Origin of the sequence: Mycobacterium sp. THU-M104 (assembly GCF_049197365.1) — a bacterium.
Classification (GTDB): Bacteria; Actinomycetota; Actinomycetes; order Mycobacteriales; family Mycobacteriaceae; genus Mycobacterium.
In genome coordinates this window covers 1-21,297 of record NZ_JBMIOP010000023.1, presented here as the reverse complement: position 1 = coordinate 21,297, position 21,297 = coordinate 1, and the positions used below count along the sequence as shown (strand labels likewise).

Annotated in this window: 19 protein-coding genes and 1 pseudogene; 13 read left to right on the top strand and 7 right to left on the bottom strand. The window is 68.9% G+C overall.

The window, feature by feature from the left end; translation table 11 throughout:
* The first annotated feature begins 300 nt into the window (after positions 1 to 300).
* Genes ACOJVU_RS02030 through ACOJVU_RS02020 form a run of 3 tightly spaced genes read left to right on the top strand, consistent with a single transcriptional unit; the run spans position 301 to position 3,543 of the window.
* Entirely contained in the window at positions 301 to 1,122 is an 822-nt protein-coding gene (locus ACOJVU_RS02030; RefSeq protein WP_421528249.1) for an alkaline phosphatase family protein, read from the top strand.
* A gap of 53 nt (positions 1,123 to 1,175) precedes the next feature.
* The gene (locus ACOJVU_RS02025; RefSeq protein WP_421528246.1) at positions 1,176 to 2,513 is read left to right on the top strand and encodes a primosomal protein; all 1,338 of its coding nucleotides are present in this window, start codon (positions 1,176 to 1,178) and stop codon (positions 2,511 to 2,513) included.
* Between the two features lie 46 nt (positions 2,514 to 2,559).
* Positions 2,560 to 3,543, top strand: coding sequence for a VWA domain-containing protein (locus tag ACOJVU_RS02020; protein ID WP_421528245.1), 984 nt, complete (start codon positions 2,560 to 2,562; stop codon positions 3,541 to 3,543).
* A gap of 4 nt (positions 3,544 to 3,547) precedes the next feature.
* Here the strand turns inward: ACOJVU_RS02020 and ACOJVU_RS02015 are convergent, their stop codons facing one another.
* A complete protein-coding gene (locus tag ACOJVU_RS02015) occupies positions 3,548 to 4,555 on the bottom strand; it encodes a VWA domain-containing protein (RefSeq protein ID WP_421528244.1) in 1,008 nt (335 codons plus the stop codon).
* Between the two features lie 193 nt (positions 4,556 to 4,748).
* On the opposite strand from ACOJVU_RS02015, the gene ACOJVU_RS02010 reads away from it, so the two are divergent.
* Positions 4,749 to 5,423, top strand: a complete 675-nt coding sequence (locus tag ACOJVU_RS02010) for a GAP family protein (RefSeq protein ID WP_421528243.1) — start codon at positions 4,749 to 4,751, stop codon at positions 5,421 to 5,423.
* A gap of 119 nt (positions 5,424 to 5,542) precedes the next feature.
* Here the strand turns inward: ACOJVU_RS02010 and ACOJVU_RS02005 are convergent, their stop codons facing one another.
* From ACOJVU_RS02005 to ACOJVU_RS01995, 3 genes are read right to left on the bottom strand one after another with little or no spacing between them, the layout of a single operon-like run.
* Positions 5,543 to 6,640 (bottom strand): adenosine deaminase, encoded by a 1,098-nt coding sequence (locus ACOJVU_RS02005; protein ID WP_421528242.1) that lies wholly within the window; start codon positions 6,638 to 6,640, stop codon positions 5,543 to 5,545.
* Positions 6,637 to 7,914, bottom strand: coding sequence for a thymidine phosphorylase (locus tag ACOJVU_RS02000; protein ID WP_421528241.1), 1,278 nt, complete (start codon positions 7,912 to 7,914; stop codon positions 6,637 to 6,639). Before ACOJVU_RS02000 ends, ACOJVU_RS02005 begins: the two co-directional genes overlap by 4 nt.
* Entirely contained in the window at positions 7,911 to 8,306 is a 396-nt protein-coding gene (locus ACOJVU_RS01995; RefSeq protein ID WP_421528240.1) for a cytidine deaminase, read from the bottom strand. The genes ACOJVU_RS02000 and ACOJVU_RS01995 overlap by 4 nt, the downstream gene beginning before the upstream one ends.
* Before the next feature lie 191 nt (positions 8,307 to 8,497).
* On the opposite strand from ACOJVU_RS01995, the gene sdhC reads away from it, so the two are divergent.
* The 8 genes from sdhC (at position 8,498) to nagA (ending at position 17,092) form a co-directional block, all read left to right on the top strand.
* Complete coding sequence (sdhC, locus tag ACOJVU_RS01990; RefSeq protein ID WP_421528248.1) at positions 8,498 to 8,836, top strand: succinate dehydrogenase, cytochrome b556 subunit; 339 nt, start codon at positions 8,498 to 8,500, stop codon at positions 8,834 to 8,836.
* Positions 8,833 to 9,237: a succinate dehydrogenase hydrophobic membrane anchor subunit gene (locus tag ACOJVU_RS01985; RefSeq protein WP_421528239.1), complete on the top strand. Its 405-nt coding sequence runs from the start codon at positions 8,833 to 8,835 to the stop codon at positions 9,235 to 9,237. The genes sdhC and ACOJVU_RS01985 overlap by 4 nt, the downstream gene beginning before the upstream one ends.
* Positions 9,238 to 9,263: 26 nt before the next feature.
* Positions 9,264 to 11,048, top strand: coding sequence for a succinate dehydrogenase flavoprotein subunit (gene sdhA, locus ACOJVU_RS01980; RefSeq protein ID WP_421528238.1), 1,785 nt, complete (start codon positions 9,264 to 9,266; stop codon positions 11,046 to 11,048).
* On the top strand, positions 11,048 to 11,836 hold the full coding sequence (locus ACOJVU_RS01975; RefSeq protein ID WP_421528237.1) for a succinate dehydrogenase iron-sulfur subunit: 789 nt from the start codon (positions 11,048 to 11,050) through the stop codon (positions 11,834 to 11,836). The genes sdhA and ACOJVU_RS01975 overlap by 1 nt, the downstream gene beginning before the upstream one ends.
* Before the next feature lie 98 nt (positions 11,837 to 11,934).
* Complete coding sequence (locus ACOJVU_RS01970; protein ID WP_421528247.1) at positions 11,935 to 13,311, top strand: aspartate aminotransferase family protein; 1,377 nt, start codon at positions 11,935 to 11,937, stop codon at positions 13,309 to 13,311.
* Positions 13,312 to 13,386: 75 nt separating this feature from the next.
* Positions 13,387 to 14,616, top strand: coding sequence for a D-alanyl-D-alanine carboxypeptidase family protein (locus tag ACOJVU_RS01965; protein WP_421528236.1), 1,230 nt, complete (start codon positions 13,387 to 13,389; stop codon positions 14,614 to 14,616).
* Complete coding sequence (locus tag ACOJVU_RS01960; RefSeq protein WP_421528235.1) at positions 14,613 to 15,974, top strand: sugar porter family MFS transporter; 1,362 nt, start codon at positions 14,613 to 14,615, stop codon at positions 15,972 to 15,974. The genes ACOJVU_RS01965 and ACOJVU_RS01960 overlap by 4 nt, the downstream gene beginning before the upstream one ends.
* Positions 15,965 to 17,092, top strand: a complete 1,128-nt coding sequence (nagA, locus tag ACOJVU_RS01955; protein ID WP_421528234.1) for an N-acetylglucosamine-6-phosphate deacetylase — start codon at positions 15,965 to 15,967, stop codon at positions 17,090 to 17,092. Before ACOJVU_RS01960 ends, nagA begins: the two co-directional genes overlap by 10 nt.
* Here nagA and yhjD read toward each other — a convergent pair.
* Together yhjD and trpS are read right to left on the bottom strand one after the other, a co-directional pair.
* A pseudogene (gene yhjD / locus ACOJVU_RS01950) lies at positions 17,092 to 18,117 on the bottom strand (inner membrane protein YhjD); the annotation flags it as partial. The gene nagA and the pseudogene yhjD sit on opposite strands and share 1 nt — an antisense overlap.
* Positions 18,118 to 18,127: 10 nt before the next feature.
* Complete coding sequence (trpS, locus tag ACOJVU_RS01945; protein WP_421528233.1) at positions 18,128 to 19,159, bottom strand: tryptophan--tRNA ligase; 1,032 nt, start codon at positions 19,157 to 19,159, stop codon at positions 18,128 to 18,130.
* A 183-nt stretch (positions 19,160 to 19,342) separates the two neighbouring features.
* On the opposite strand from trpS, the gene ACOJVU_RS01940 reads away from it, so the two are divergent.
* Positions 19,343 to 20,137: an alpha/beta fold hydrolase gene (locus tag ACOJVU_RS01940; RefSeq protein ID WP_421528232.1), complete on the top strand. Its 795-nt coding sequence runs from the start codon at positions 19,343 to 19,345 to the stop codon at positions 20,135 to 20,137.
* Here the strand turns inward: ACOJVU_RS01940 and ACOJVU_RS01935 are convergent.
* Positions 20,134 to 21,297, bottom strand: a 1,164-nt coding sequence (locus ACOJVU_RS01935) for an NADP-dependent isocitrate dehydrogenase (RefSeq protein WP_421528231.1), incomplete at its 5' end; no start/stop codon positions are given. The two genes, ACOJVU_RS01940 and ACOJVU_RS01935, sit on opposite strands and share 4 nt — an antisense overlap.

The window sequence follows — 21,297 nt, the reverse complement described above, 5'->3', positions numbered from 1 at the left end:
TTGCCCTCCATATCGGGCAAGCCTTCCGCGCTACGCGCTCAAAATAGCTGAGGCACCACCACCGGCCACGCGCTCAAAGTAGGTGAGGCACGCCGATATGACGCGGGCGATATGACGAGGGCGATATGATGAGTGCGCCCGACCCTGGTGACACGCTTGCCCACGTTCGCGCAGCGGACCCGCTACCGCCCATAGAATGCCCGGGTGCGGGGCAGGGGAACGCTGCAAGACAAAGTGGGTCGAGCCGTCGGGCCGGCCACGACCGTGGCGCTGGCGGCGGTGCTGGCGCTGGCCGGGCCGCTGGTCACTCCACCGGCCGCGGCGCCACCGACGTCTTCGGGGGTTGATCTGGCGGCCGTCGCCGTACCGCAGCTGGCTCACGTGGTCATCGTGATCGAGGAGAACCGCGCGGCGGCCAACATCATCGGAAACAAGGCGGCACCGTTCATCAACGCCCTGGCCGCGCGTGGCGCGAACATGGCCGCGTCGTTCGCCGAGACTCATCCCAGCGAACCGAACTACCTGGCGCTGTTCGCCGGCAGCACGTTCGGGGTGACCACCGACGCATGCCCGGTCAACGCCGGCGCGGCCCCCAACCTGGCGTCGGAGCTGCTGGCCGCGGGCTACACGTTCGCCGGGTTCTCCGAGGGGCTGCCCACGGTCGGCTCACCGGTGTGCAGCGCGGGCAAGTATGCGCGCAAGCACGTGCCCTGGGCGAACTTCACCAATGTGCCGCCCACCACGTCGCTGCCCTTCTCGGCCTTCCCGGCGGGAAATTACGCCGCGCTGCCCACGGTGTCGTTCGTCATCCCCGACAACGACCACAACATGCACGACGGCACCATCCCGCAGGCCGACGACTGGCTCAACCGCAACCTCTCGGGGTACGCCAACTGGTCCGTGGCGAACAACAGCCTGCTCGTCGTGACCTGGGACGAGGACGACAACTCCAGCCGCAACCGGATCCCGACCGTGTTCTACGGGGCCCACGTGCGGCCCGGCACCTACGGCGAGCAGATCAGCCACTACAACGTGCTGTCGACGCTGGAGCAGATGTACGGTCTGCCCAAGACCGGGTATGCCGCGAACGCGCCGGTGATCACCGACATCTGGGCAGGCTGAACCCGAAGGTCCCGGAGCCGTCGCTGTCGTGTGCCGTCGCTATTGTGTGCCGCATGGCTGCTGACCTCGTGCCCATCCGACTGAGCCTGTCCATCGGTGACCGCCACACCCTGTGGGCGCCACGCTGGCGCGACAACGGTGACGAATGGGAGGCGTTCCTGGGCAAGGACGAGGATCTGTTCGCCTTCGAGTCCGTGGCCGACCTGGTCGCGTTCGTGCGTTCGGACACCGACAACGACCTCGTCGACCACCCCGCATGGAAGGAACTGGCCTCGTCGCACGCGCACTCACTCGATCCCGCCGAGGACGGGCGGTTCGACCTGGTCGCCGTGGAGGAATTGGCCGCCGAGAAGCCGACCGAGGAGTCGGTGGCCACGGTGGCGCGCGCGCTGGCGATCGTGTCGTCGCTCGGATCGGTGTGCGAGCTGCCGGCTGTGTCGAAGTTCTTCAACGGCAACCCGAGTCTGGGTACGGTCACGGGCGGAATCGCGAACTTCACCGGCAGAGCCGGTCACAAACGCTGGAACCTCATCGCCGAGATCATCGGTCGGGGCTGGGATGACGTGCTCACCGCAATCGAGGGGATCATCACCAGCCCCGAGGTCGCCGCCGCGCTGTCCGCACAGGCCGCCGAGGAACTCGCCGAGGAACCCGAGGAAGAGCCGGACACCGACGAGACCGACGAGGATGCGGCCGACGAGGACCCCGCGGCCGACGAGACCGGGGAGTCTGAGGAGACCGGGGAGTCTGAGGAGACCGGGGAGTCCGGGGAGGAAGCTGGGGAGGAAACCGCCGACCAGGATGCGGCGCGCGCGCCCGGCGACACCATCGTCCTGGGCGGCGACGAAGACTTCTGGCTCCGAGTGGGCATCGACCCGATCCGGATCATGATGAGTGCCGGCACGTTCTACACCCTGCGCTGCTACCTCGACGACGAGCCGGTCTTCCTCGGCCGCAACGGGCGGATCAGCGTGTTCACCTCGGAACGGGCGCTGGCCCGCTACCTGGCCGACGAGCACGACCACGACCTGTCGGACCTGAGCACCTATGACGACATCCGCACCGCGGCGACCGACGGCTCACTGGCCGTCGAGGTCACCGACGACAACGTCTACGTCCTCAGCGGGCTGGCCGACGACCTGGCCGACGGGCCGGACGCCGTGGACCGCGACCAGCTCGACCTGGCGGTCGAGTTGCTCCGCGACGTCGGCGACTACGCCGAGGACCCGGTGGTGGACACTGCGCTGGAGCCGGGCCGGCCGCTGGGCACGCTGGTGGCCGCCGTACTCGAGCCCGGTTCGGTGACCAAGCCGGGCCCGCCGTACGCCGCGGTGGTGCGGGAGTGGGAGAAGCTCGAACAATTCGTCGACGGGCGGCTCAGGCGCGAGTAGGGCCACCGCGGTTTGACGGGCCTGCCGGAGTCCTCTTTACTGGCGGGTGTCGCTTCCCGGGGTCGGCCCATTGCCCCTGTACGGATTCCAGCGCCCGGCCCTGTTGCTGTTCGGCCTGGTTCCGCTGGCCCTGCTGGGGGTATACCTGCTCGTCCAGTCCCGCCGCGCGCGGCGACTGCGGCGGTTCACCGAGGCCCAGGTGCCCCAGTCGGTGTGGCGGCACCTCCCGATCGCCGTGTCGCTGCTGAGCCTGGCCCTGCTGACCGTCGCGCTGGCCACCCCGACTCATGACATGCGCATACCGCGCAACCGCGCGGTCATCATGCTCGTCGTCGACATGTCCCAGTCGATGAAGGCCACCGACGTCGACCCCAACCGGCTCAAGGCCGCAGAGCAGGCGGCCGGCCAGTTCGCCGCCCAGCTGACCCCGGGCATCAACCTCGGGCTGGTCGGATTCGCCGGAACCCCCTACCTGCTCGTACCGCCGACCCCGCAGCACCAGGCGACGGTCGATGCCCTCAAGAAGCTGGAGTTCGGCGACGGCACCGCCACCGGCGAGGCCATCTTCACCGCTCTGCACGCGATCGGGGCCGCAGACGTCACCGGGGGCGACTCTCCCCCGCCGGCCCGGATCATCCTGCTGTCCGACGGGGCCGAGAACAAGCCGTCCGATCCCCAGGATCCGCACGACGGCGCCTACACGGCCGCGCGCCTGGCCAAGGACCAGGGGGTGCCGGTCTCGACGATCGCGTTCGGGACGCCGACCGGCGAGATCGACCTGGACGGGGTGCGGGTCGCGGTCCCCGTCAAGCCAGACCAGATGAAGACGATCGCCCGGCTCTCCGGCGGCCAGTACTACACCGCCACCAACATCGGCGAACTCGAGAAGAGCTACGACAACATCGAGAACGAGATCGGGTACCGCACCGTGGCCGGTCCCGGCAGCGCCGGATGGCTACGGCTCGGCGTGATCACCGCCGTGCTGGCCGCGGCGATGGCCTTGTTGATCAACCGGCGCCTGCCCGTCTGAGCGCTCAGGACGGCAGCCTGCGGTTCAGCAGCAGACCGGCCAGCACGGCGCCGCCGAGGGTCAGCGTGCCCAGCAGCATCCACGGCAGGCTCGCGTCACCTCTCACGGTCTGGTAGCCGATCTGGCGCTGCAGCGTCTCATAAACCCGCTTGAGCGATTCCAGGCTGTCGGCGTGGAACGACTGACCGCCGGTGATCTCGCAGATCTTCTGCAACGTCTCGTCGTCGACCGGGACGGGGATGGTGGCACCCTGGTATTCGACGGTGCCGTCGGGCGTGCCGAACGAGATCGTCGATATCTCGATGCCCTGGGATTTCGCGGCGCGCGCCGCGGTGAGGGCCCCCTGCGGGGCATTAGGGTCCAGCGGGACGTTCTCGGCGCCGTCGGATTCCAGCACGATGCGCGCCGGCGGGGGGCCGTCGCCGCCGCCCAGCACCGCGCCGACCGTCGCGATGGCCTGCATCGCGGTGAAAATCCCTTCTCCCGTTGCGGTTTTCGGAGCCGGCTCCAAGCCGTCGATCGCCGACTTCACGGCAGCCCGGTTGGTCGTCGGTGCGACCAGCAGCGTGGCATTGGCCGCGAACTCGACCAGTCCGAGGTTGATGGCCGGCGTCAGCTCGTCGGCGAACTGATTGCCCGCCACTTTCGCAGCGGCCAGCCGGGTCGGCGGGACATCGTTGGCTTCCATGGATTCCGAGACGTCGATGACCAGCATCACCACCGCGCGGTTGAGCGGAATCCGGACATCCGACGTCGGCCCGGCCATCGCGGTGGTCAGCAGCACCAGCGACACGGCCAGCAGGATTGTCGGTACGTGGCGCCACCGGCTGGGACGCGGCGGGGCGACACTTTCGAGCACCTCCATGTTGGCGAATCGCAGCACCCGCCGACGGCGGGCGAACTGCTGTGTGACGTAGGCGCCCAGCACCAGCACCACGACCAGCAGGAACAGAAAGAACCACGCGTTCTGGAAACCGGTGAGCGAGACCGGACCCAACAGAGGCAACTTCATTTGCCGCCACACTATGCGTCGCAACGTGACGCTGCACAGCCCGTCGCCCGCGGGCGGTCGGCGATGCCTTGACGGTGGTCGGGCACGCGGACGACATACCCGAGTGGGTACGGTATCGGAAATTTTCGTCAATCCGCCGCGGGCAGCCGCCCCGGCCATACTTGACGCACGGGACGCGGTCGGGGGGCATGGGGTGGAACTATTCGGACCGTGGGGTCTGATGGTCGCGAAACTGGCCGCACCGGCGTTTGTGGTGGCGCTTTCCCCGGTACCCGTCGTGTTGACGTTGGTGCTGCTCGTCCACAACGACCGGCCCCGGTCGTCCAGCATCGCCTATCTGCTGGGCAGGTTGGTCTCGCTGAGCGCGCTGACGACGGCATCCATGCGCATCCCGCGGTTGTTCGACAGCCTGAAGGGTCCGGCACCGCCGTGGACCGATTGGTTGGTCGTGGGGATCGGTGCGGCACTCGTCGCATTCGGCGCGTGGGTGTGGCGGCGGCGTGGCCGGACCGCCAATGAGACGGGCTGGGACAGCAGAGCCGGGCGCATCACTCCGTCGGTTGCGGCCGCGATCGGGATCTTCCCCATGCTGGCCAACCCGAAAGTGCTTGCGGCCAGCGCGGCTGCGGGAACACAGATCGCCACCGTCGGGTTGCCGGTGGCCGGAACGGCGGCGGCCGTCGCCTGCTATGCGGCGCTGGCAAGCTCGACCGTGGCCGCTCCCGTGCTGGCCTACGTTGTCGTCGGGCCGCGCATCGACCCGCTGCTCGAGCAGGTCAGGCGCTGGATCCAGCATCGCCGCCATGCGATGACAGCGACGACCCTCCTCATCGGGGGCATCACGATGGTGCTGTACGGACTCTCCTGAGGCGTCTCATCGCGCCGATCTGTCCTGTGTTGGCGTGCCCCCTCGTATGATCCCGACGCGTGCATCGCGAGTGGCTGTTGCTGGACATGACCGGCGAGGAGCCCGAAACGGCCATCGGCCTAGCCGATCAGCACCGCGTAGCGCGGCTTGATCACCTCGTCGATGATCGCCAGTCGCTGGTCGAACGGGATGAACGCCGACTTCATCGCGTTGATGGTGAACCGCTCCAGGTCGCTCCACCCGTAGCCGAACGCCTGCGCCAACCGGTACATCTCCACGCTCATCGAGGTGTCGCTCATCAGCCGGTTGTCGGTATTCACGGTGACCCGGAACCGTGTGCGCGCCAGCAGGTCGAACGGGTGATCCGAAATGCTCTTGACCGCACCGGTCTGCACATTGGAGCTCGGGCACAGCTCCAGCGGGACGCGCTTGTCCCGCAGGATCGAGGCCAGCCGGCCCAGCCGGACCTGTCCGGCTTCGGGACCGCTGCCCAGTACGTCGATGTCGTCGACGATACGGACCCCGTGACCCAGCCGATCGGCGCCGCAGAACGCGATCGCCTCGTGGATGGACGGCAGCCCGAACGCCTCACCGGCGTGGATCGTGAAGCGCGCGTTGTTGTCCCGCATGTACTCGAACGCGTCCAAGTGCCGCGTCGGCGGGTTGCCGGCCTCGGCCCCGGCGATGTCGAACCCGACGACGCCCCGGTCCCGCCAGCGGATCGCCAGCTCGGCGATCTCGCGGGACACCGCGGCGTGACGCATGGCGGTGACCAGCAGCCGCACCACGATCGGGCGGCCCGCGTCGGCGCAGGCCTTCTCCCCGTCGGCGAAGCCGGCCAGCACGGCGTCGACGATCTCGTCGAAGGACATCCCGCGGTCGATGTGCAGCTCGGGGGCGAACCGGATCTCGGCGTAGACCACCGCATCGGCGGCCAGGTCCTCCACGCATTCGTGGGCCACGCGATACAGCGCGTCGGGGGTCTGCATCACGGCCACCGTGTGCGAGAACGGTTCGAGGTAGCGCTCCAGCGAACCGCTGTGCGAGCGGGTGCGAAACCAGGTCGCGAGCTCGTCGACGTCGGTGGCGGGCAGCCCGTCGTAGCCGGTCGCACCGGCGATGTCGATCACGGTCGACGGGCGCAGGCCCCCGTCGAGGTGATCGTGCAGCAGGGCCTTGGGTGCCTTCGCGATCTGCTCGGGGTCCAGGTCGCTCATGTGAGGATCCGTTCGATGATCAGTGACCTGGGTTGCGGGGGTGTGTCGCCGACCCCGAAGCCGCCGTCGAGCTCGGCGATCGCGGCGCCGAGACGTTCGGGGGTGTCGGTGTAGAGCGTGAACAGCGGAGCCCCCGGCGCCACCGGCTCCCCCGGGCGGCGGTGGATCCTGATGCCGGCGCCCGGCTGCACGGCCCCACCGGGGCGGGATCGCCCCGCCCCGAGCCGCCAAGCCGCCATACCCACCGCCATCGCGTCGATATCGCCCATTGTGCCGCCCCGCGCGGCGGTCAGGGTCTCGGAATGCGCACCGATGGGCAGCGGTACCGACAAGTCCCCGCCCTGGGCGGCGACCAGCCGGCGGAACAAGTCCATGGCGGTGCCGTCGCGCAGCGTCTGGGCGGGGTCGCGGCCGTCGATCCCGGCGAGCTGCAGCATCTCTGCGGCCAGCGCCACCGTCAGCTCCACCACGTCCGGCGGGCCGCCGCCGGCCAGCACCTCCAGCGACTCGGTGACCTCGAGCGCGTTGCCGACGGTCGCGCCCAGCGGGGTGTTCATGTCCGTCAGCAGCGCACGGGTGGGCACCCCGTGGGCCGCACCCAGCTCGACCATGATGTGCGCCAGCTCCCGGGCCTGCGCCGGCGAGGACGTCAGCGCCCCGGAGCCGACCTTCACGTCGAGCACCAGCGCACCCGCCCCCTCGGCCAGCTTCTTGCTCATCACCGAGCTCGCGATCAGCGGCGGCGACTCGACGGTGCCGGTGATGTCGCGCAACGCGTACAGCTTGGCGTCGGCGGGGGCCAGCTCGCCGGCAGCGAAGATCGTCGCGCCGACCTGCCGAAGCTGTTCGCGCACGTGCCGATTGGACAGTTCGGCGGTGAACCCGGCGATGGACTCCAGCTTGTCCAGGGTGCCGCCGGTGTGCCCGAGCCCGCGGCCCGACGCCTGGGGCACCGCCGCCCCGCAGGCGGCGACGACGGCCACGAGCGGCAGGGTGATCTTGTCGCCGACCCCGCCGGTGGAGTGCTTGTCGACGGTCGGGACGGGCAGGTCGGTGAAGTCGAGCCGCGCGCCGGAGGCCAGCATCGCCGCGGTCCACCGCGCGATCTCGGCGCGGTCCATGCCGCGCCACACGATCGCCATCAGCAGCGCCGACATCTGTTCGGCGGCGACGGCGCCGTGGGTGTAGGCGTCGATCACCCAGTCGATGGCGGCATCGGAGAGTCGGCCGCCGTCGCGCTTGGTCCTGATCACCGTCGGGGCGTCGAACGTCATGAACGAGCCAGGTCGTCGGGACCGAAAGCGTCGGGCAGCAGGTCGCCGAGCCGGCGAGGCCCGGCAGGATGGTCGATCAGCAACCCGGGGCCGCCGTGCTCGAGCAGCACCTGACGGCACCGCCCGCACGGCATCAGCGGCGCCCCCGTCGCGTCGACGCAGGACAGGGCGACCAGGCGCCCGCCTCCCGTCGCGTACAGCGCGGACACCACCGAGCACTCGGCGCAGAGACCCAGGCCATAGGAGACATTCTCCACATTGCATCCGATGACCACCCGGCCGTCGTCGACCAGCGCCGCCGCACCCACCGCGAAGCGCGAATACGGCGCGTACGCGTAGGCCGAGACATCAATTGCTTTGCAGCGCAACGCATTCCAGTCAAACTCTGGCACAGCGCACCCCGTTCACCGATGCTCGACGTGAGTAAGCCACCCTAACCTGGGCCGCAACGCGGCCGGGTTAGGGTGGAAATTCCGGGAAGGCGGTGAACACAATGTCGAGTACGCAGGCGTCGACCGCGGGCCCGGTGCAGGCGGGACGCAGGCGACGGCCGCCCCGCACCCTGTATCGGGGCGACCCCGGCATGTGGTCGTGGGTGCTGCACCGCATCAGCGGCGCGACGATCTTCTTCTTCCTGTTCGTCCACGTCCTGGACACCGCACTGGTGCGGGTGGCCCCGCAGGCCTACGACGAGGTGGTCGCGACCTACAAGACGCCGGTCGTGGGCCTGATGGAGTTCGGACTGGTCGCCGCCGTGCTGTACCACGCGCTCAACGGGATCCGGGTCATCCTGATCGACTTCTGGTCCGAGGGGACGCGCCACCAGAGACTGATGCTGTGGGTCGTCGGCGTCGTCTTCCTGCTGCTCATTGTCCCGGCCGGGGTGGTGATGGGCGTCCACATGATGACGCAACCCCGATGAGCCGCCCCGCCGGCCTGGACAACCCGCGCGCCCCGCGGCGGCGCCCCGGCGTCGGAAACTTCGAGAAATACGCGTGGCTGTTCATGAGGTTCTCCGGTATCGCGCTGGTGTTCCTGGCGATCGGGCACCTGTTCGTGATGCTGATGTGGGACGGCGGGGTGTACCGCATCGACTTCAACTATGTGGCGCAGCGCTGGGGGTCGCCGTTCTGGCAGACGTGGGACCTGCTGCTGCTGTGGCTGGCGCAGCTGCACGGCGGCAACGGCCTGCGCGTCATCATCGACGACTACAGCCGCAAGGACGGCACCCGGTTCTGGCTGAATTCGCTGCTGGCGGTGTCGATGCTGTTCACGCTGGTGCTCGGCACCTACGTGCTGCTGACCTTCGACCCCAACATCTGAGAGGGTCAAAATTTGAGAGGGCAGGCGTGATCTCCCAACACCGATACGACGTGGTGATCGTCGGCGCCGGCGGTGCCGGGATGCGGGCGGCCGTGGAGGCGGGTCCGCGCGTGCGCACCGCGGTGCTGACCAAGCTGTACCCGACCCGCAGCCACACCGGCGCCGCGCAGGGCGGCATGTGCGCGGCGCTGGCCAATGTCGAGGACGACAACTGGGAGTGGCACACGTTCGACACCGTCAAGGGCGGCGACTACCTCGCCGACCAGGACGCCGTGGAGATCATGTGCCGCGAAGCCATCGACGCGGTGCTCGACCTGGAGAAGATGGGGATGCCGTTCAACCGCACCCCCGAGGGCCGCATCGACCAGCGCCGCTTCGGCGGGCATACCCGCGAGCACGGCAAGGCCCCGGTGCGCCGCGCGTGCTACGCCGCCGACCGGACCGGCCACATGATCCTGCAGACGCTCTACCAGAACTGCGTCCGCCACGACGTGCAGTTCTTCAACGAGTTCTACGCACTCGACCTCGTTCTCACCCAGACCCCGGGCGGCCCGGTGGCCACCGGCGTGGTCGCCTACGAGCTGGCGACCGGACAGATCCACGTCTTCGGCGCCAAGGCAGTGGTGATCGCCACCGGCGGTTCCGGCCGGATGTACAAGACCACCTCGAATGCGCACACGCTGACCGGTGACGGCATCGGGATCGTGTTCCGCAAGGGACTTCCCCTGGAGGACATGGAGTTTCACCAGTTCCATCCGACCGGTCTGGCCGGCCTGGGCATCCTGATCTCCGAAGCCGTACGCGGCGAGGGGGGCCGGCTGCTCAACGGCGAGGGCGAGCGCTTCATGGAGCGCTACGCCCCCACGATCGTCGACCTGGCGCCGCGCGACATCGTCGCCCGCTCTATGGTCCTGGAGGTCCTGGAGGGCCGCGGCGCCGGCCCGCACAAGGACTACGTCTACCTCGACGTACGCCACCTCGGCGAAGACGTACTCGCCGCCAAGCTGCCCGACGTCACCGAGTTCGCCCGCACCTACCTGGGCGTGGACCCGGTGCATGAGCCCATCCCGGTCTACCCGACGTGCCACTACGTGATGGGCGGCATCCCGACGACGGTCACCGGACAGGTGTTGCGGGACAACGCATCCACCGTCCCGGGGCTGTACGCGGCCGGGGAGTGCGCGTGCGTGTCGGTGCACGGCGCCAACCGGCTGGGCACCAACTCGCTGCTGGACATCAACGTGTTCGGCCGCCGGGCCGGCATCGCCGCGGCCGCTTACGCGCGCGACCACGGCTTCGTCGACATGCCGCCGAACCCCGAGGCGATGGTGGTCGGCTGGGTGGGCGACATCCTCTCCGAGCAGGGCAGCGAGCGCGTCGCCGACATTCGCGGGGCCCTGCAGCAGACGATGGACAACAACGCGGCGGTGTTCCGCACCGAGGACACGCTGAAGCAGGCGCTGACCGACATCCACGCCCTCAAGGAGCGGTATTCTCGAATCTCCCTGCACGACAGGGGTAAAAGGTTCAACAGCGACTTGCTGGAGGCCATCGAGCTGGGTTTCCTGCTGGAGCTCGCCGAGGTCACTGTGGCCGGCGCGCTGAACCGCAAGGAGTCCCGCGGCGGGCACGCCCGCCAGGATTACCCCAACCGCGACGACGCCAACTACATGCGCCACACGATGGCCTACAAGGACATCGGGGGTGAAATCGGAGCGGATAAGCAGGGCACCGATCTGCTGTCCGACATCACACTGGACTTCAAGCCCGTCGTGCAGACCCGCTACGAACCCAAGGAACGGAAGTACTGATGGCAGCAGACGCCGAGCCGACCTCGCAGCTGCCACTGCCGCCGATCCCCGAGGGCGCGGTGCTGGTGACCGTGAAGATCGCCCGGTTCAACCCCGACCAACCCGACGCGTTCACCGAAACGGCTGGCTGGCAGAGCTTCCGGGTGCCCTGCCTGCCCAGTGACCGGCTGCTGAACTTGCTGATCTACATCAAGAGCTACCTGGACGGGACGCTGACCTTCCGGCGCTCCTGCGGGCACGGGGTATGCGGCTCGGACGCGATGCGCGTCAACGGCGTCAACCGGTTGGCCTGCAAGGTACTGATGCGCGACCTGCTGGGAGACAAGCCCAGAAAGCAGCTCACGATCACCGTCGAACCCCTCCGCGGATTGCCTGTGGAGAAGGACCTGGTGGTCGACATGGAACCGTTCTTCGACGCCTACCGGGCGGTGAAGCCGTACCTGGTCACCACCGGCAATCCCCCGACGCGGGAACGCATCCAGAGCCCGGCCGACCGCGCCCGCTACGACGACACCACCAAGTGCATCCTGTGTGCGGCCTGCACCACCAGCTGCCCGGTGTTCTGGCACGAGGGCAGCTACTACGGCCCCGCCGCGATCGTCAACGCGCACCGGTTCATCTTCGACAGCCGCGACGAGGCCACCGCCGAGCGCCTCGACATCCTCAACGAGGTCGACGGCGTGTGGCGCTGCCGCACCACGTTCAACTGCACCGAGGCCTGCCCGCGCGGCATCGAGGTCACCAAGGCCATCCAGGAGGTCAAGCGCGCGCTGATGTTCTCGCGCTGAGCTCGCCCCTTCGCGCTGAGCTTGCCCCTTCGCGCCGAGCTTGCCCCTTCGCGCTGAGCGTCACGCTCGCCGGGGGCCGCCTCGAATTGCCCCCCGCACTGAGGTCACGGCCGGCGCCTACCGCTAGGCTTGCTGACGAGATGACGGATCACCTTTGGCTGCATTTCGCCCGGCACGGCCCGGACGTCACGCATCCGATCATCACCCGTGGCGAGGGCGTCACCATCTACGACGACCGCGGCAAGAGCTACCTGGACGCGCTGTCCGGGCTGTTCGTGGTGCAGGTCGGCCATGGGCGCACCGAACTCGCCGAGGCCGCCGCCCACCAGGCGCAGAAGCTGGCGTTCTTCCCGCTCTGGGGCTACGCGCACCCGGCCGCGATCGAGCTCGCCGAGCGCCTCGCCCACCACGCCCCGGGCGATCTGAACCGCGTGTTCTTCACCACCGGCGGCAGCGAGGCCGTCGAAACCGCGTGGAAGCTGGCCAAACAGTACTTCAAGCTCACCGGCAAACCCGGTAAGCACAAGGTCATTTCGCGCTCGATCGCCTATCATGGCACCACCCACGGCGCTCTGGCCATCACCGGCCTTCCGTCGTACAAGGCGCCGTTCGAGCCGGTGGCACCCGGCGGGTTCCGGGTGCCCAACACGAACTTCTACCGCGCACCCGAGCCATTTGCCGACGACCCCAAGGCCTTCGGGCGGTGGGCCGCCGACAGGATCGGCGAGGCGATCGAGTTCGAGGGGCCCGACACCGTCGCGGCGGTGTTCCTGGAGCCGGTGCAGAACGCGGGAGGCGCGATACCGCCGCCCCCGGGGTATTTCGAACGGGTGCGCGAGATCTGCGACGACTACGACGTGCTGCTGGTGTCCGACGAGGTGATCTGCGCGTTCGGCCGGATCGGGTCGATGTTCGCCTGTGGCGACTTCGGCTACGTGCCCGACATGATCACCTGCGCCAAGGGCATGACGTCGGGCTACTCGCCGCTCGGCGCGATGATCGCCGGTGAGAAATTATTCGAGCCGTTCAACGACAGCAAAACCGTCTTCCCGCACGGTTATACGTTCGGGGGGCACCCGGTGTCGGCCGCAGTGGGGCTGGCCAACCTGGACATCTTCGAACGCGAGGGTCTCAACGACCGGGTCAGCCACCACGCGCCGGCCTTCCGCACCACCTTGGAGAAGCTGTACGACCTGCCCATCGTCGGCGACGTGCGCGGCGAGGGCTACTTCTACGGCATCGAACTGGTCAAGGACAAGGCGACCAAGGAGACCTTCGGCGACGCCGACTGCGAGCGGCTGCTGCACGGCTACCTGTCTCCGGCGCTGTTCGAGGCGGGCCTGTACTGCCGCGCCGACGACCGCGGCGACCCCGTCATCCAACTGGCGCCGCCGCTGATCAGCGGTCAGGCCGAGTTCGACGCGATCGAGTCGATCCTGCGCGACGTGCTGACGGAGGCCGGCAAGCGGCTCTAGCGAGCAACTTCTGTCCCACCAGTCACAGCGCGGCTCCCGGGGATCGGCCGCCTGATCGCCTAGTCTGCACAGACGATGAGGGTTATACGTTGTGCGTCGTGCCTGGTAGCGGCGATATTCGTAATGGCGGCCCCGGCCACCCTGGGTGCGCCCGCGGTGAGCGCCGAACCCCTGCGCGACGCGGGGCCGAACTGCCCGTACAAGGTGTCCACCCCGCCCGCGGTGGACTCGTCGGAAGTCCCCCAGGCCGGCGACCCACCGATGCCGCTGGCGGTGCCCCCGAAGCCGGTCGGCGGCGAGGCGCTCGGCAGCTGCGGCGTCGTGATCGCGCCCGACACGCCGCTGCTGCCCACCGACGTCTCCGCGGACGCCTGGCTGGTGGCCGATCTCGACAGCGGTGCGGTCATCGCCGCCAAGGACCCGCACGCGCGGCACCGCCCGGCCAGCGTCATCAAGGTCCTGGTCGCGATGGTAGCCATCAACACACTCGACGAGAACAAGCCGGTCCCCGGCACCGCCGAGGACGCGGCCGTCGAGGGCACCAAGGTCGGTGTCAGCGAGGGCGGGGTGTACACGGTCAACCAGCTATTGCACGGGCTGCTGATGCACTCGGGCAACGACGCCGCGCACGCGCTGGCCATGCAGCTCGGCGGGATGCAGCAGGCGCTGGAGAAGATCAATGTGCTGGCCGCCAGGCTCGGCGGCCGCGACACCCGGGTGGCGACGCCCTCCGGGCTGGACGGCCCGGGCATGAGCACCTCGGCCTACGACATCGGCCTGTTCTATCGCTACGCCTGGCAGAACCCCGTCTTCGCCGACATCGTCGCGACCAAGACCTTCGACTTCCCCGGCCACGACGACCACCCCGGTTACGAGCTGGAGAACGACAACAAGCTGCTCTACAACTATCCCGGCGCGCTGGGCGGGAAGACCGGTTACACCGACGACGCCGGTCAGACCTTCGTCGGCGCGGCCAACCACGACGGACGACGGCTGGTGGCGGTGCTGCTGCACGGAACCCGGCAGCCCATCGCCCCGTGGGAGCAGGCCGCGCACCTGCTCGATTACGGCTTCGCCACCCCGCCGGGCACCCAGGTCGGCTCGCTGATCGCGCCCGACCCCGCGCTGGCGCCCGCCAGGCCCGACGCTGCCGCCGAGCGCGCGGGCCGGGCGCAGGCCGCCGGGTTCATGCCGACGGCGGACGCGGTACCGGTGCGGGTCGGGGTCGGCGTCATCGGCGCGATCGTCGTTTTCGGGCTGATCCTGGCGGCGCGGTCGGTGAACCGCCGGCCGCAACGTCGTTGAGCACCCGGCCCGGGGACCTGCTGGTCGGGTTGACCGCCGCCAGCGTCGGCGTCGTCTACGGCTACGACCTGTCCATCATCGCCGGCGTCCAGCTGTTCGTCACCGGCGATTTCGGGCTCACGACGCGACAGCAGGAACTGTTGACGACCATGGCGGTGATCGGCCAGATCGCCGGCGCGCTGGGTGCCGGCGTACTGGCCAATGCGATCGGGCGCAAGCGGTCCGTGGTGCTGCTGGTGGCAGCCTACGCGGCGTTCGCGGTGCTCGGTGCGCTGTCGGTGTCGCTGACGATGCTGCTGACGGCCCGGTTCCTGCTGGGTCTGACCGTCGGCGTATCGATCGTGGTGGTGCCGGTCTACGTCGCGGAGTCGTCTCCGGCGGCGGTGCGCGGGTCGCTGCTGACCGTCTACCAGCTGGCCACCGTCAGCGGACTCATCGTCGGCTACCTCACCGCGTACCTGTTGGCCGGGAGCCAAAGCTGGCGCTGGATGCTGGGGCTGGCCGCGGTGCCCGCAATGCTGTTGCTGCCGTGGCTGATCCGCATGCCCGACACCGCGCGGTGGTACGTGATGAAGGGTCGGACCGACGACGCCCGCGCGGCGCTGCTGCGGGTGCAGCCCGCCGCGGACGTCGAGGGCGAACTCGCCGAGATCGGCCGCGCGGTGGGCAAAGGCTCGGCGGGGACCGCAAGCGGCATGGCCGAGATGCTGCGGCCGCCGTATCTGCGGGCAACCCTGTTCGTCGTCGCGCTCGGCTTCCTGATCCAGATCACCGGCATCAACGGGATCGTCTACTACAGCCCCCGGCTATTCGAGGCCATGGGGTTCACCGGCGATTTCGCGCTGCTGGGGTTGCCGGCCCTGGTTCAGGTCGCCGGCCTGGGGGCCGTGCTCACGGCGTTGCTGCTGGTCGACCGGCTGGGCCGGCGCCCGATCCTGTTGTGCGGCATCGCGATGATGATCGCCGCCGACGCCGTCTTGATGGTCGCGTTCGGGCGGGGCGTGGGCGGCGCGGTTCTCGGCTTCGCCGGCATGCTGCTGTTCATCGTCGGATTCACCCTGGGTTTCGGCTCACTGGGCTGGGTCTACGCCAGTGAGAGCTTCCCGACGCGGCTGCGGTCCATCGGTTCGAGCACGATGCTGACCTCGAACCTGGTGGCCAACGCGATCGTGGCCGCCGTCTTCCTGACCATGCTGCACTCCCTCGGCGGCGCCGGGTCTTTCGCGGTGTTCGCGGTTCTGGCGGTGGTCGCGTTCGGTGTCGTCTACCGCTATGCGCCGGAGACCAAAGGCCGTCAGCTGGAGGACATCCGGCATTTCTGGGAGAACGGCGGACGCTGGGACAACCCATGCCCCTGATCAGTGCGGGAACCATGGTCCTCGACGGGCGGATCCGCCGGCCCGGATGGCTGGAAACCTCCGGCGGGCGGATTCTGGGGTGCGGGAGCGGTCCGCCGCCCCGCCCGCCCGACGACGATCTCCCCGATTCGGTGGTGGTGCCAGGGTTTGTCGACATGCACGTGCACGGCGGGGGCGGCGCCTCCTACGCCGTTTCGCAGGAGATCGTCGACGCCGCGGCTTTCCACCTGCGGCACGGCACCACCACGACAATGGCCAGCCTGGTCACCGCCGCACCGGCGGAGCTGCTCGCCGGTATCCACGCGCTGGCCGACGCCGCCCGGCGGAGCACCGTCGCGGGCATCCACCTCGAGGGTCCATGGCTGAGCGCGGCACGATGCGGCGCGCACGACCGCAGCCAGCTGCGTGATCCAGACCCCGCCGAAATCGACGCCGTCCTCGACGCCGGCGCCGGCACCATCCGGATGGTCACGCTGGCACCCGAACGGCCCGGTGGCGACGAGGCGATCCGGCGTTTCCTCGACGCGGGTGTCGTTGTGGCCATAGGGCATTCGGATGCCACCTATGAGCAGACCAGACACGCGATCGGCCTGGGCGCCACGGTCGGCACGCATCTGTTCAACGCGATGCCTCCGCTGCACCACCGCGAGCCCGGACCGGCGCTGGCTCTGCTGGCGGACCCGGGCGTGACCGTCGAGCTCATCGCCGACGGCGTGCACCTGCATCCGGCCGTCGTGGATGCGGTGCTGACCGCCGTGGGGCCACAGCGGGTCGCCGTCGTGACCGACGCCATCGCGGCGGCCGGCCGCGGCGACGGCACTTTCCGGCTCGGGGCGGTACCGGTCGAGGTGGTCTCCGGAGTAGCGCGGGTCCGCGGGTCGGACACGATCGCCGGCAGCACCGCAACCATGGACCGGCTTTTCCGCACGGTGGCGGGGCGCTCCGGACTGGCCGAAGCGGTGCAGGTGACCGCCGCGACACCGGCGCGGACCCTGGGCATGCCGCGCGTCGGTGTCCTGCGGACCGGCTATGACGCCGATCTGGTTGTGCTGGATCGGGATTGGCACGTCGTCGCCGTCATGGTCCGCGGCGGCTGGCGGATGCCCGAGCGCGGTTGACGCGGTCGGCGGGTCAACCGGGAGAAGGCCAGCGCGCCGACGGCCCCCACCGCCATCGCGGTCGCCGTCTGGCGCGTGCGCAGGCCCTCGCCACGCTGCAACCGCGGGGAGATGATCGCGGGCGCGGGCGGACACACGGGCCGGGAACGCGGGTCTGTCGACGCGGTGGCCGCCCAGGCGGTACAGAACAGGACGAGATAGGCCGTGATGTAGGCGAACACCATCAGGCCCAGCACCGGGCCGAAGGTGGCGCCGGCCGGGCTGCGCAGGACCACCTTCAGATAGACCGACCCCGCCTGTTTGAACAGTTCGAAGCCCATCGCCGCCGCCAAGCCCGCCAGGGCCGAGTCGACGAAGCCCACCTTCTGGCGTGGCAGGCGCGCGATCATCCAGGTGAACAACAGCCACGACACCGCCGTCGAGACCACGATGGAAATCAGCCAGAACAACCAGTCCAACACCAACAGTCGGGGTATTCCCAGCCATGTCAAAACTGCGTCCAGGGGCGCGGCGTGCCCTAGGGTGGTGACGCCGATGGTGGCCGTGGTCACGGCGAACGTGCCCAACAGTGCCAGCAGGTCGGACAGTTTGTTGCGCACGAAGCCCGGCGACCCGAGCCGCTGCTCCCACCACATCTCGGTCAGCGCCTGGCGCAGATGCGATATCCAGCTCAGTCCCGCCCAGAGCGCCGTGGCCAGGCCGATGACGCCGACGGACGCCCGGGCGTCGATCGCCGAGTTCATCAGGTCGAGCAACTGGTCGCCCAGCGGCCCGGACACCTGGGACCGGATGTGGTCGTCGATGGCACTCAGCAGCTGAGATCGGCGGGCCAGCACGAACCCGAAGACCGCGAAACCGACCATGAGCATAGGGAACAGCGCGAAAACCGTGTAATAGGTCAGGCCGGCGGCGAAGAACCCGCCGTTGCGGTCGTCGAAGCGCCGATAGGCCCGCATCAGGTGGTCGAAGCGCGGGTGCCGGGTCCGCAGCCGATCGAGGAGTCCAGGCCTGCCCGGTTCGCCCATGGGAAACGCGCTACCTCCGTCGCGGAAGAAATCCCAGCCGATCGTAGACCCGCTGGACCGTTTTGCCCGCCACCCCCGCGGCGCGCTGCGCTCCGGCCGCCAGGATGGCCTCCAGTTCGCTACGGTCCGCCAGCAATTCGTCGACGCGGGCCTTGATCGGGCCGACGAACTCGACGACCGCCTCGGCGGTGTCCTTCTTCAGGTCGCCGTAGCCGCGGCCGGCGTAGTTCTCGACCAGCGTGCCGACGCCGACGCCGGTGACTGCCGACTGGATGGTCAGCAGGTTGGACACGCCCGCCTTGGCCTCGGGGTCGAACCGGATCTCGCGCTCGCTGTCGGTCACTGCCGAGCGGATCTTCTTGGCGGACTTGGCCGGATCGTCGAGCAGGTTGATCAATCCGGCGTCGGTGACCGCCGACTTGCTCATCTTCGACGTGGGGTCGGCCAGGTCGTAGATCTTGGCGGTGGATTTGGGGATCAGCACGTCGGGAACCACGAAGGTGTCCGGGAAGCGGGCGTTGAACCGCTGGGCGACGTCGCGCGCCAACTCGAGGTGCTGGCGCTGATCCTCACCCACCGGGACCAGATCGGTGTCGTAGGCCAGCACGTCGGCGGCCTGCAGCACCGGGTAGGTGAACAGGCCCACGGTGGTCGAGTCGCTGCCCTGGCGTGCGGACTTGTCCTTGAACTGCGTCATCCGGGCCGCCTGCCCGAAGCCGGTGAAGCAGCCCAGCACCCACGCCAGCTCGGTGTGGGCGGGCACGTGGCTTTGCACGAACACGGTGCTGCGGCCGGGGTCGATGCCCAGCGCCAGGTATTGGGCGGCGGTGACCAGGGTGCGGCGGCGCAGCGCCTCGGGATCCTGCGCGACGGTGATGGCATGCAGGTCCACCACGCAGAAGAACGCGTCGTATTCGTCCGGATGGTCGTCTTGCAGCCCGACCCACTGCGTGACGGCGCCCAGCGCGTTGCCGAGGTGAAGCGAGTCGGACGTGGGCTGTATGCCGGAGAAAATCCGGCGGGGTCCGGGGGCTGTGCTCATGATGTCTGAGATCTTTTCATGCGGGGCCTCGGCTTCCCTCGGCCTCCCTCGGCCACCGGCGGCACCCCGCGGACGCCCGGTTGCGGTACCGCCGGTACCGGCTTTAATGTCGCCGGTATGGGGAACCGCGCAGGGAGCCGTCCACCGATCCATCTGGGTTCCGGCGGATCCAGGGAGCCGGTCGTGCTGCTGCACCCATTCCTGCTGTCGCAGGCGGTCTGGGAGGACGTGGCCAGCCGGCTGGCCGACACGGGCCGCTACGAGGTGTTCGCACCGACGATGGCCGGCCACAACGGCGGACCCAAGGCCGGTACCTGGTTTTTGTCCTCGGCGGTGCTGGCCGATCATGTCGAGCGGCAGATGGACCAGCTGGGCTGGGAAGACGCCCACATCGTCGGCAATTCGCTGGGCGGCTGGGTCGCCTTCGAACTGGAGCGGCGCGGTCGGGCACGCACCGTCACCGGCATCGCGCCCGCCGGGGGCTGGACGCGGTGGAGCCCGCACAAGTTCGAGGTGATCGGCAAGTTCATCCTGGGCATCCCGCTGTTGGTGCTGGCCTGGTTGTTCGGGCCCCGCGTGATGCGCCTGCCGTTGAGCCGGCGGCTGGCCACCTATGCGATCAGCGCCTCACCCGACGGGGTCGGCGAGGAGCAACTGCTGGGCTGCATCGACGACGTCGCCCACTGCCCCGCCTACTTCCAGCTCCTCGTCAAGTCGCTGCTGCTGCACGGGCTGCGGGAACTCGCGGAGAACGCCGTGCCGGCGCACCTGGTGATCTGCGAGAAGGACCGGGTGGTGCCCGCACCCAGGTTCAGCCGCCACTTCACCACCCACCTGCCCGACGGGCACAAGGTCACCCGGCTCGACGGCGTGGGCCACATCCCGATGTTCGAGGCGCCCGACCGCGTCGCCCGGGCGATCACCGGCTTCCTCGAGGAGTGCGCCGCCGGCCCGGGCCGCCGACAGGCCCAAGCCTAGTTGGCCAGCTCCTTGTCCAGGTTCTCGGCGATCGAGTCGAGGAACTCCTCGCTCTGCTGCCACTGCTGGTCGGGACCGATGAGAATGGCCAGGTCCTTGGTCATTTTGCCGCCCTCGACCGTGGCGATGACGACATCCTCGACCGTCTGCGCGAACTCGCACACCTCCGGTGTGTTGTCGAGCTTGCCGCGGTGCTGCAGACCGCGCGTCCAGGCGAAGATCGACGCGATCGGGTTGGTGGAGGTCGGTTTGCCAGCCTGGTACTGCCGGAAGTGCCGGGTCACCGTGCCGTGCGCCGCTTCGGCCTCCACCGTCTTGCCGTCGGCGGTCATCAGCACCGAGGTCATCAGCCCCAGCGACCCGTAGCCCTGCGCGACGGTGTCGGACTGGACGTCGCCGTCGTAGTTCTTGCAGGCCCAGACGTAGCCGCCCTCCCACTTCAGGCACGCCGCGACCATGTCGTCGATCAGCCGGTGCTCGTAGGTGAGCCCCTCGGCTTCGAACTTGTCCTTGAACTCGGTTTCGTAGATGTGCTGGAACTCGTCCTTGAACATGCCGTCGTAGGCCTTGAGGATGGTGTTCTTGGTGGACAGGTACACCGGCCACTTGGCGTTCAGGCCGTAGGTCAACGAGGCGCGCGCGAAGTCCCGGATGGAGTCCTTGAAGTTGTACATCCCCATCACGACGCCGCCGTCCTCGGGGATGGTCACCACCTCGTGCACCATCGGCTGGCTGCCGTCGGAGGGGGTGAACGTCAGCGTCACGGTGCCGGGCTTGTCGACCTTGAAGTTGGTGGCCCGGTACTGGTCCCCGAAAGCGTGGCGGCCGATGACGATCGGCTTGGTCCAGCCCGGCACCAGCCGCGGCACGTTGGAAATCACGATGGGTTCGCGGAAGATGGTGCCGCCCAGGATGTTGCGAATGGTCCCGTTCGGGGAGAGCCACATCTTCTTCAGGTTGAACTCGGAGACGCGGGCCTCGTCGGGAGTGATGGTCGCGCATTTGACGCCCACCCCGTGCTTCTTGATCGCGTAGGCGGCATCGATGGTGACCTGGTCGTTGGTGCGGTCCCGGTGCTCGATGCCCAGGTCGTAGTAATCCAGGTTGATGTCGAGGTGCGGCAGGATCAGCCTGTCCTTGATGAGCTTCCAGATGACGCG

What these genes read in the sequence shown, in the direction of transcription:
- ACOJVU_RS02025 (WP_421528246.1), top strand. Translation starts at nt 1,176, where the DNA reads ATGGCTGCTGACCTCGTGCCCATCCGACTGAGCCTGTCCATCGGTGAC.
- ACOJVU_RS02015 (WP_421528244.1), bottom strand. Translation starts at nt 4,555, where the DNA reads ATGAAGTTGCCTCTGTTGGGTCCGGTCTCGCTCACCGGTTTCCAGAAC.
- ACOJVU_RS02005 (WP_421528242.1), bottom strand. Translation starts at nt 6,640, where the DNA reads ATGAGCGACCTGGACCCCGAGCAGATCGCGAAGGCACCCAAGGCCCTG.
- ACOJVU_RS02000 (WP_421528241.1), bottom strand. Translation starts at nt 7,914, where the DNA reads ATGACGTTCGACGCCCCGACGGTGATCAGGACCAAGCGCGACGGCGGC.
- sdhC (WP_421528248.1), top strand. Translation starts at nt 8,498, where the DNA reads ATGTGGTCGTGGGTGCTGCACCGCATCAGCGGCGCGACGATCTTCTTC.
- ACOJVU_RS01985 (WP_421528239.1), top strand. Translation starts at nt 8,833, where the DNA reads ATGAGCCGCCCCGCCGGCCTGGACAACCCGCGCGCCCCGCGGCGGCGC.
- ACOJVU_RS01975 (WP_421528237.1), top strand. Translation starts at nt 11,048, where the DNA reads ATGGCAGCAGACGCCGAGCCGACCTCGCAGCTGCCACTGCCGCCGATC.
- ACOJVU_RS01965 (WP_421528236.1), top strand. Translation starts at nt 13,387, where the DNA reads ATGAGGGTTATACGTTGTGCGTCGTGCCTGGTAGCGGCGATATTCGTA.
- nagA (WP_421528234.1), top strand. Translation starts at nt 15,965, where the DNA reads ATGCCCCTGATCAGTGCGGGAACCATGGTCCTCGACGGGCGGATCCGC.
- trpS (WP_421528233.1), bottom strand. Translation starts at nt 19,159, where the DNA reads ATGAGCACAGCCCCCGGACCCCGCCGGATTTTCTCCGGCATACAGCCC.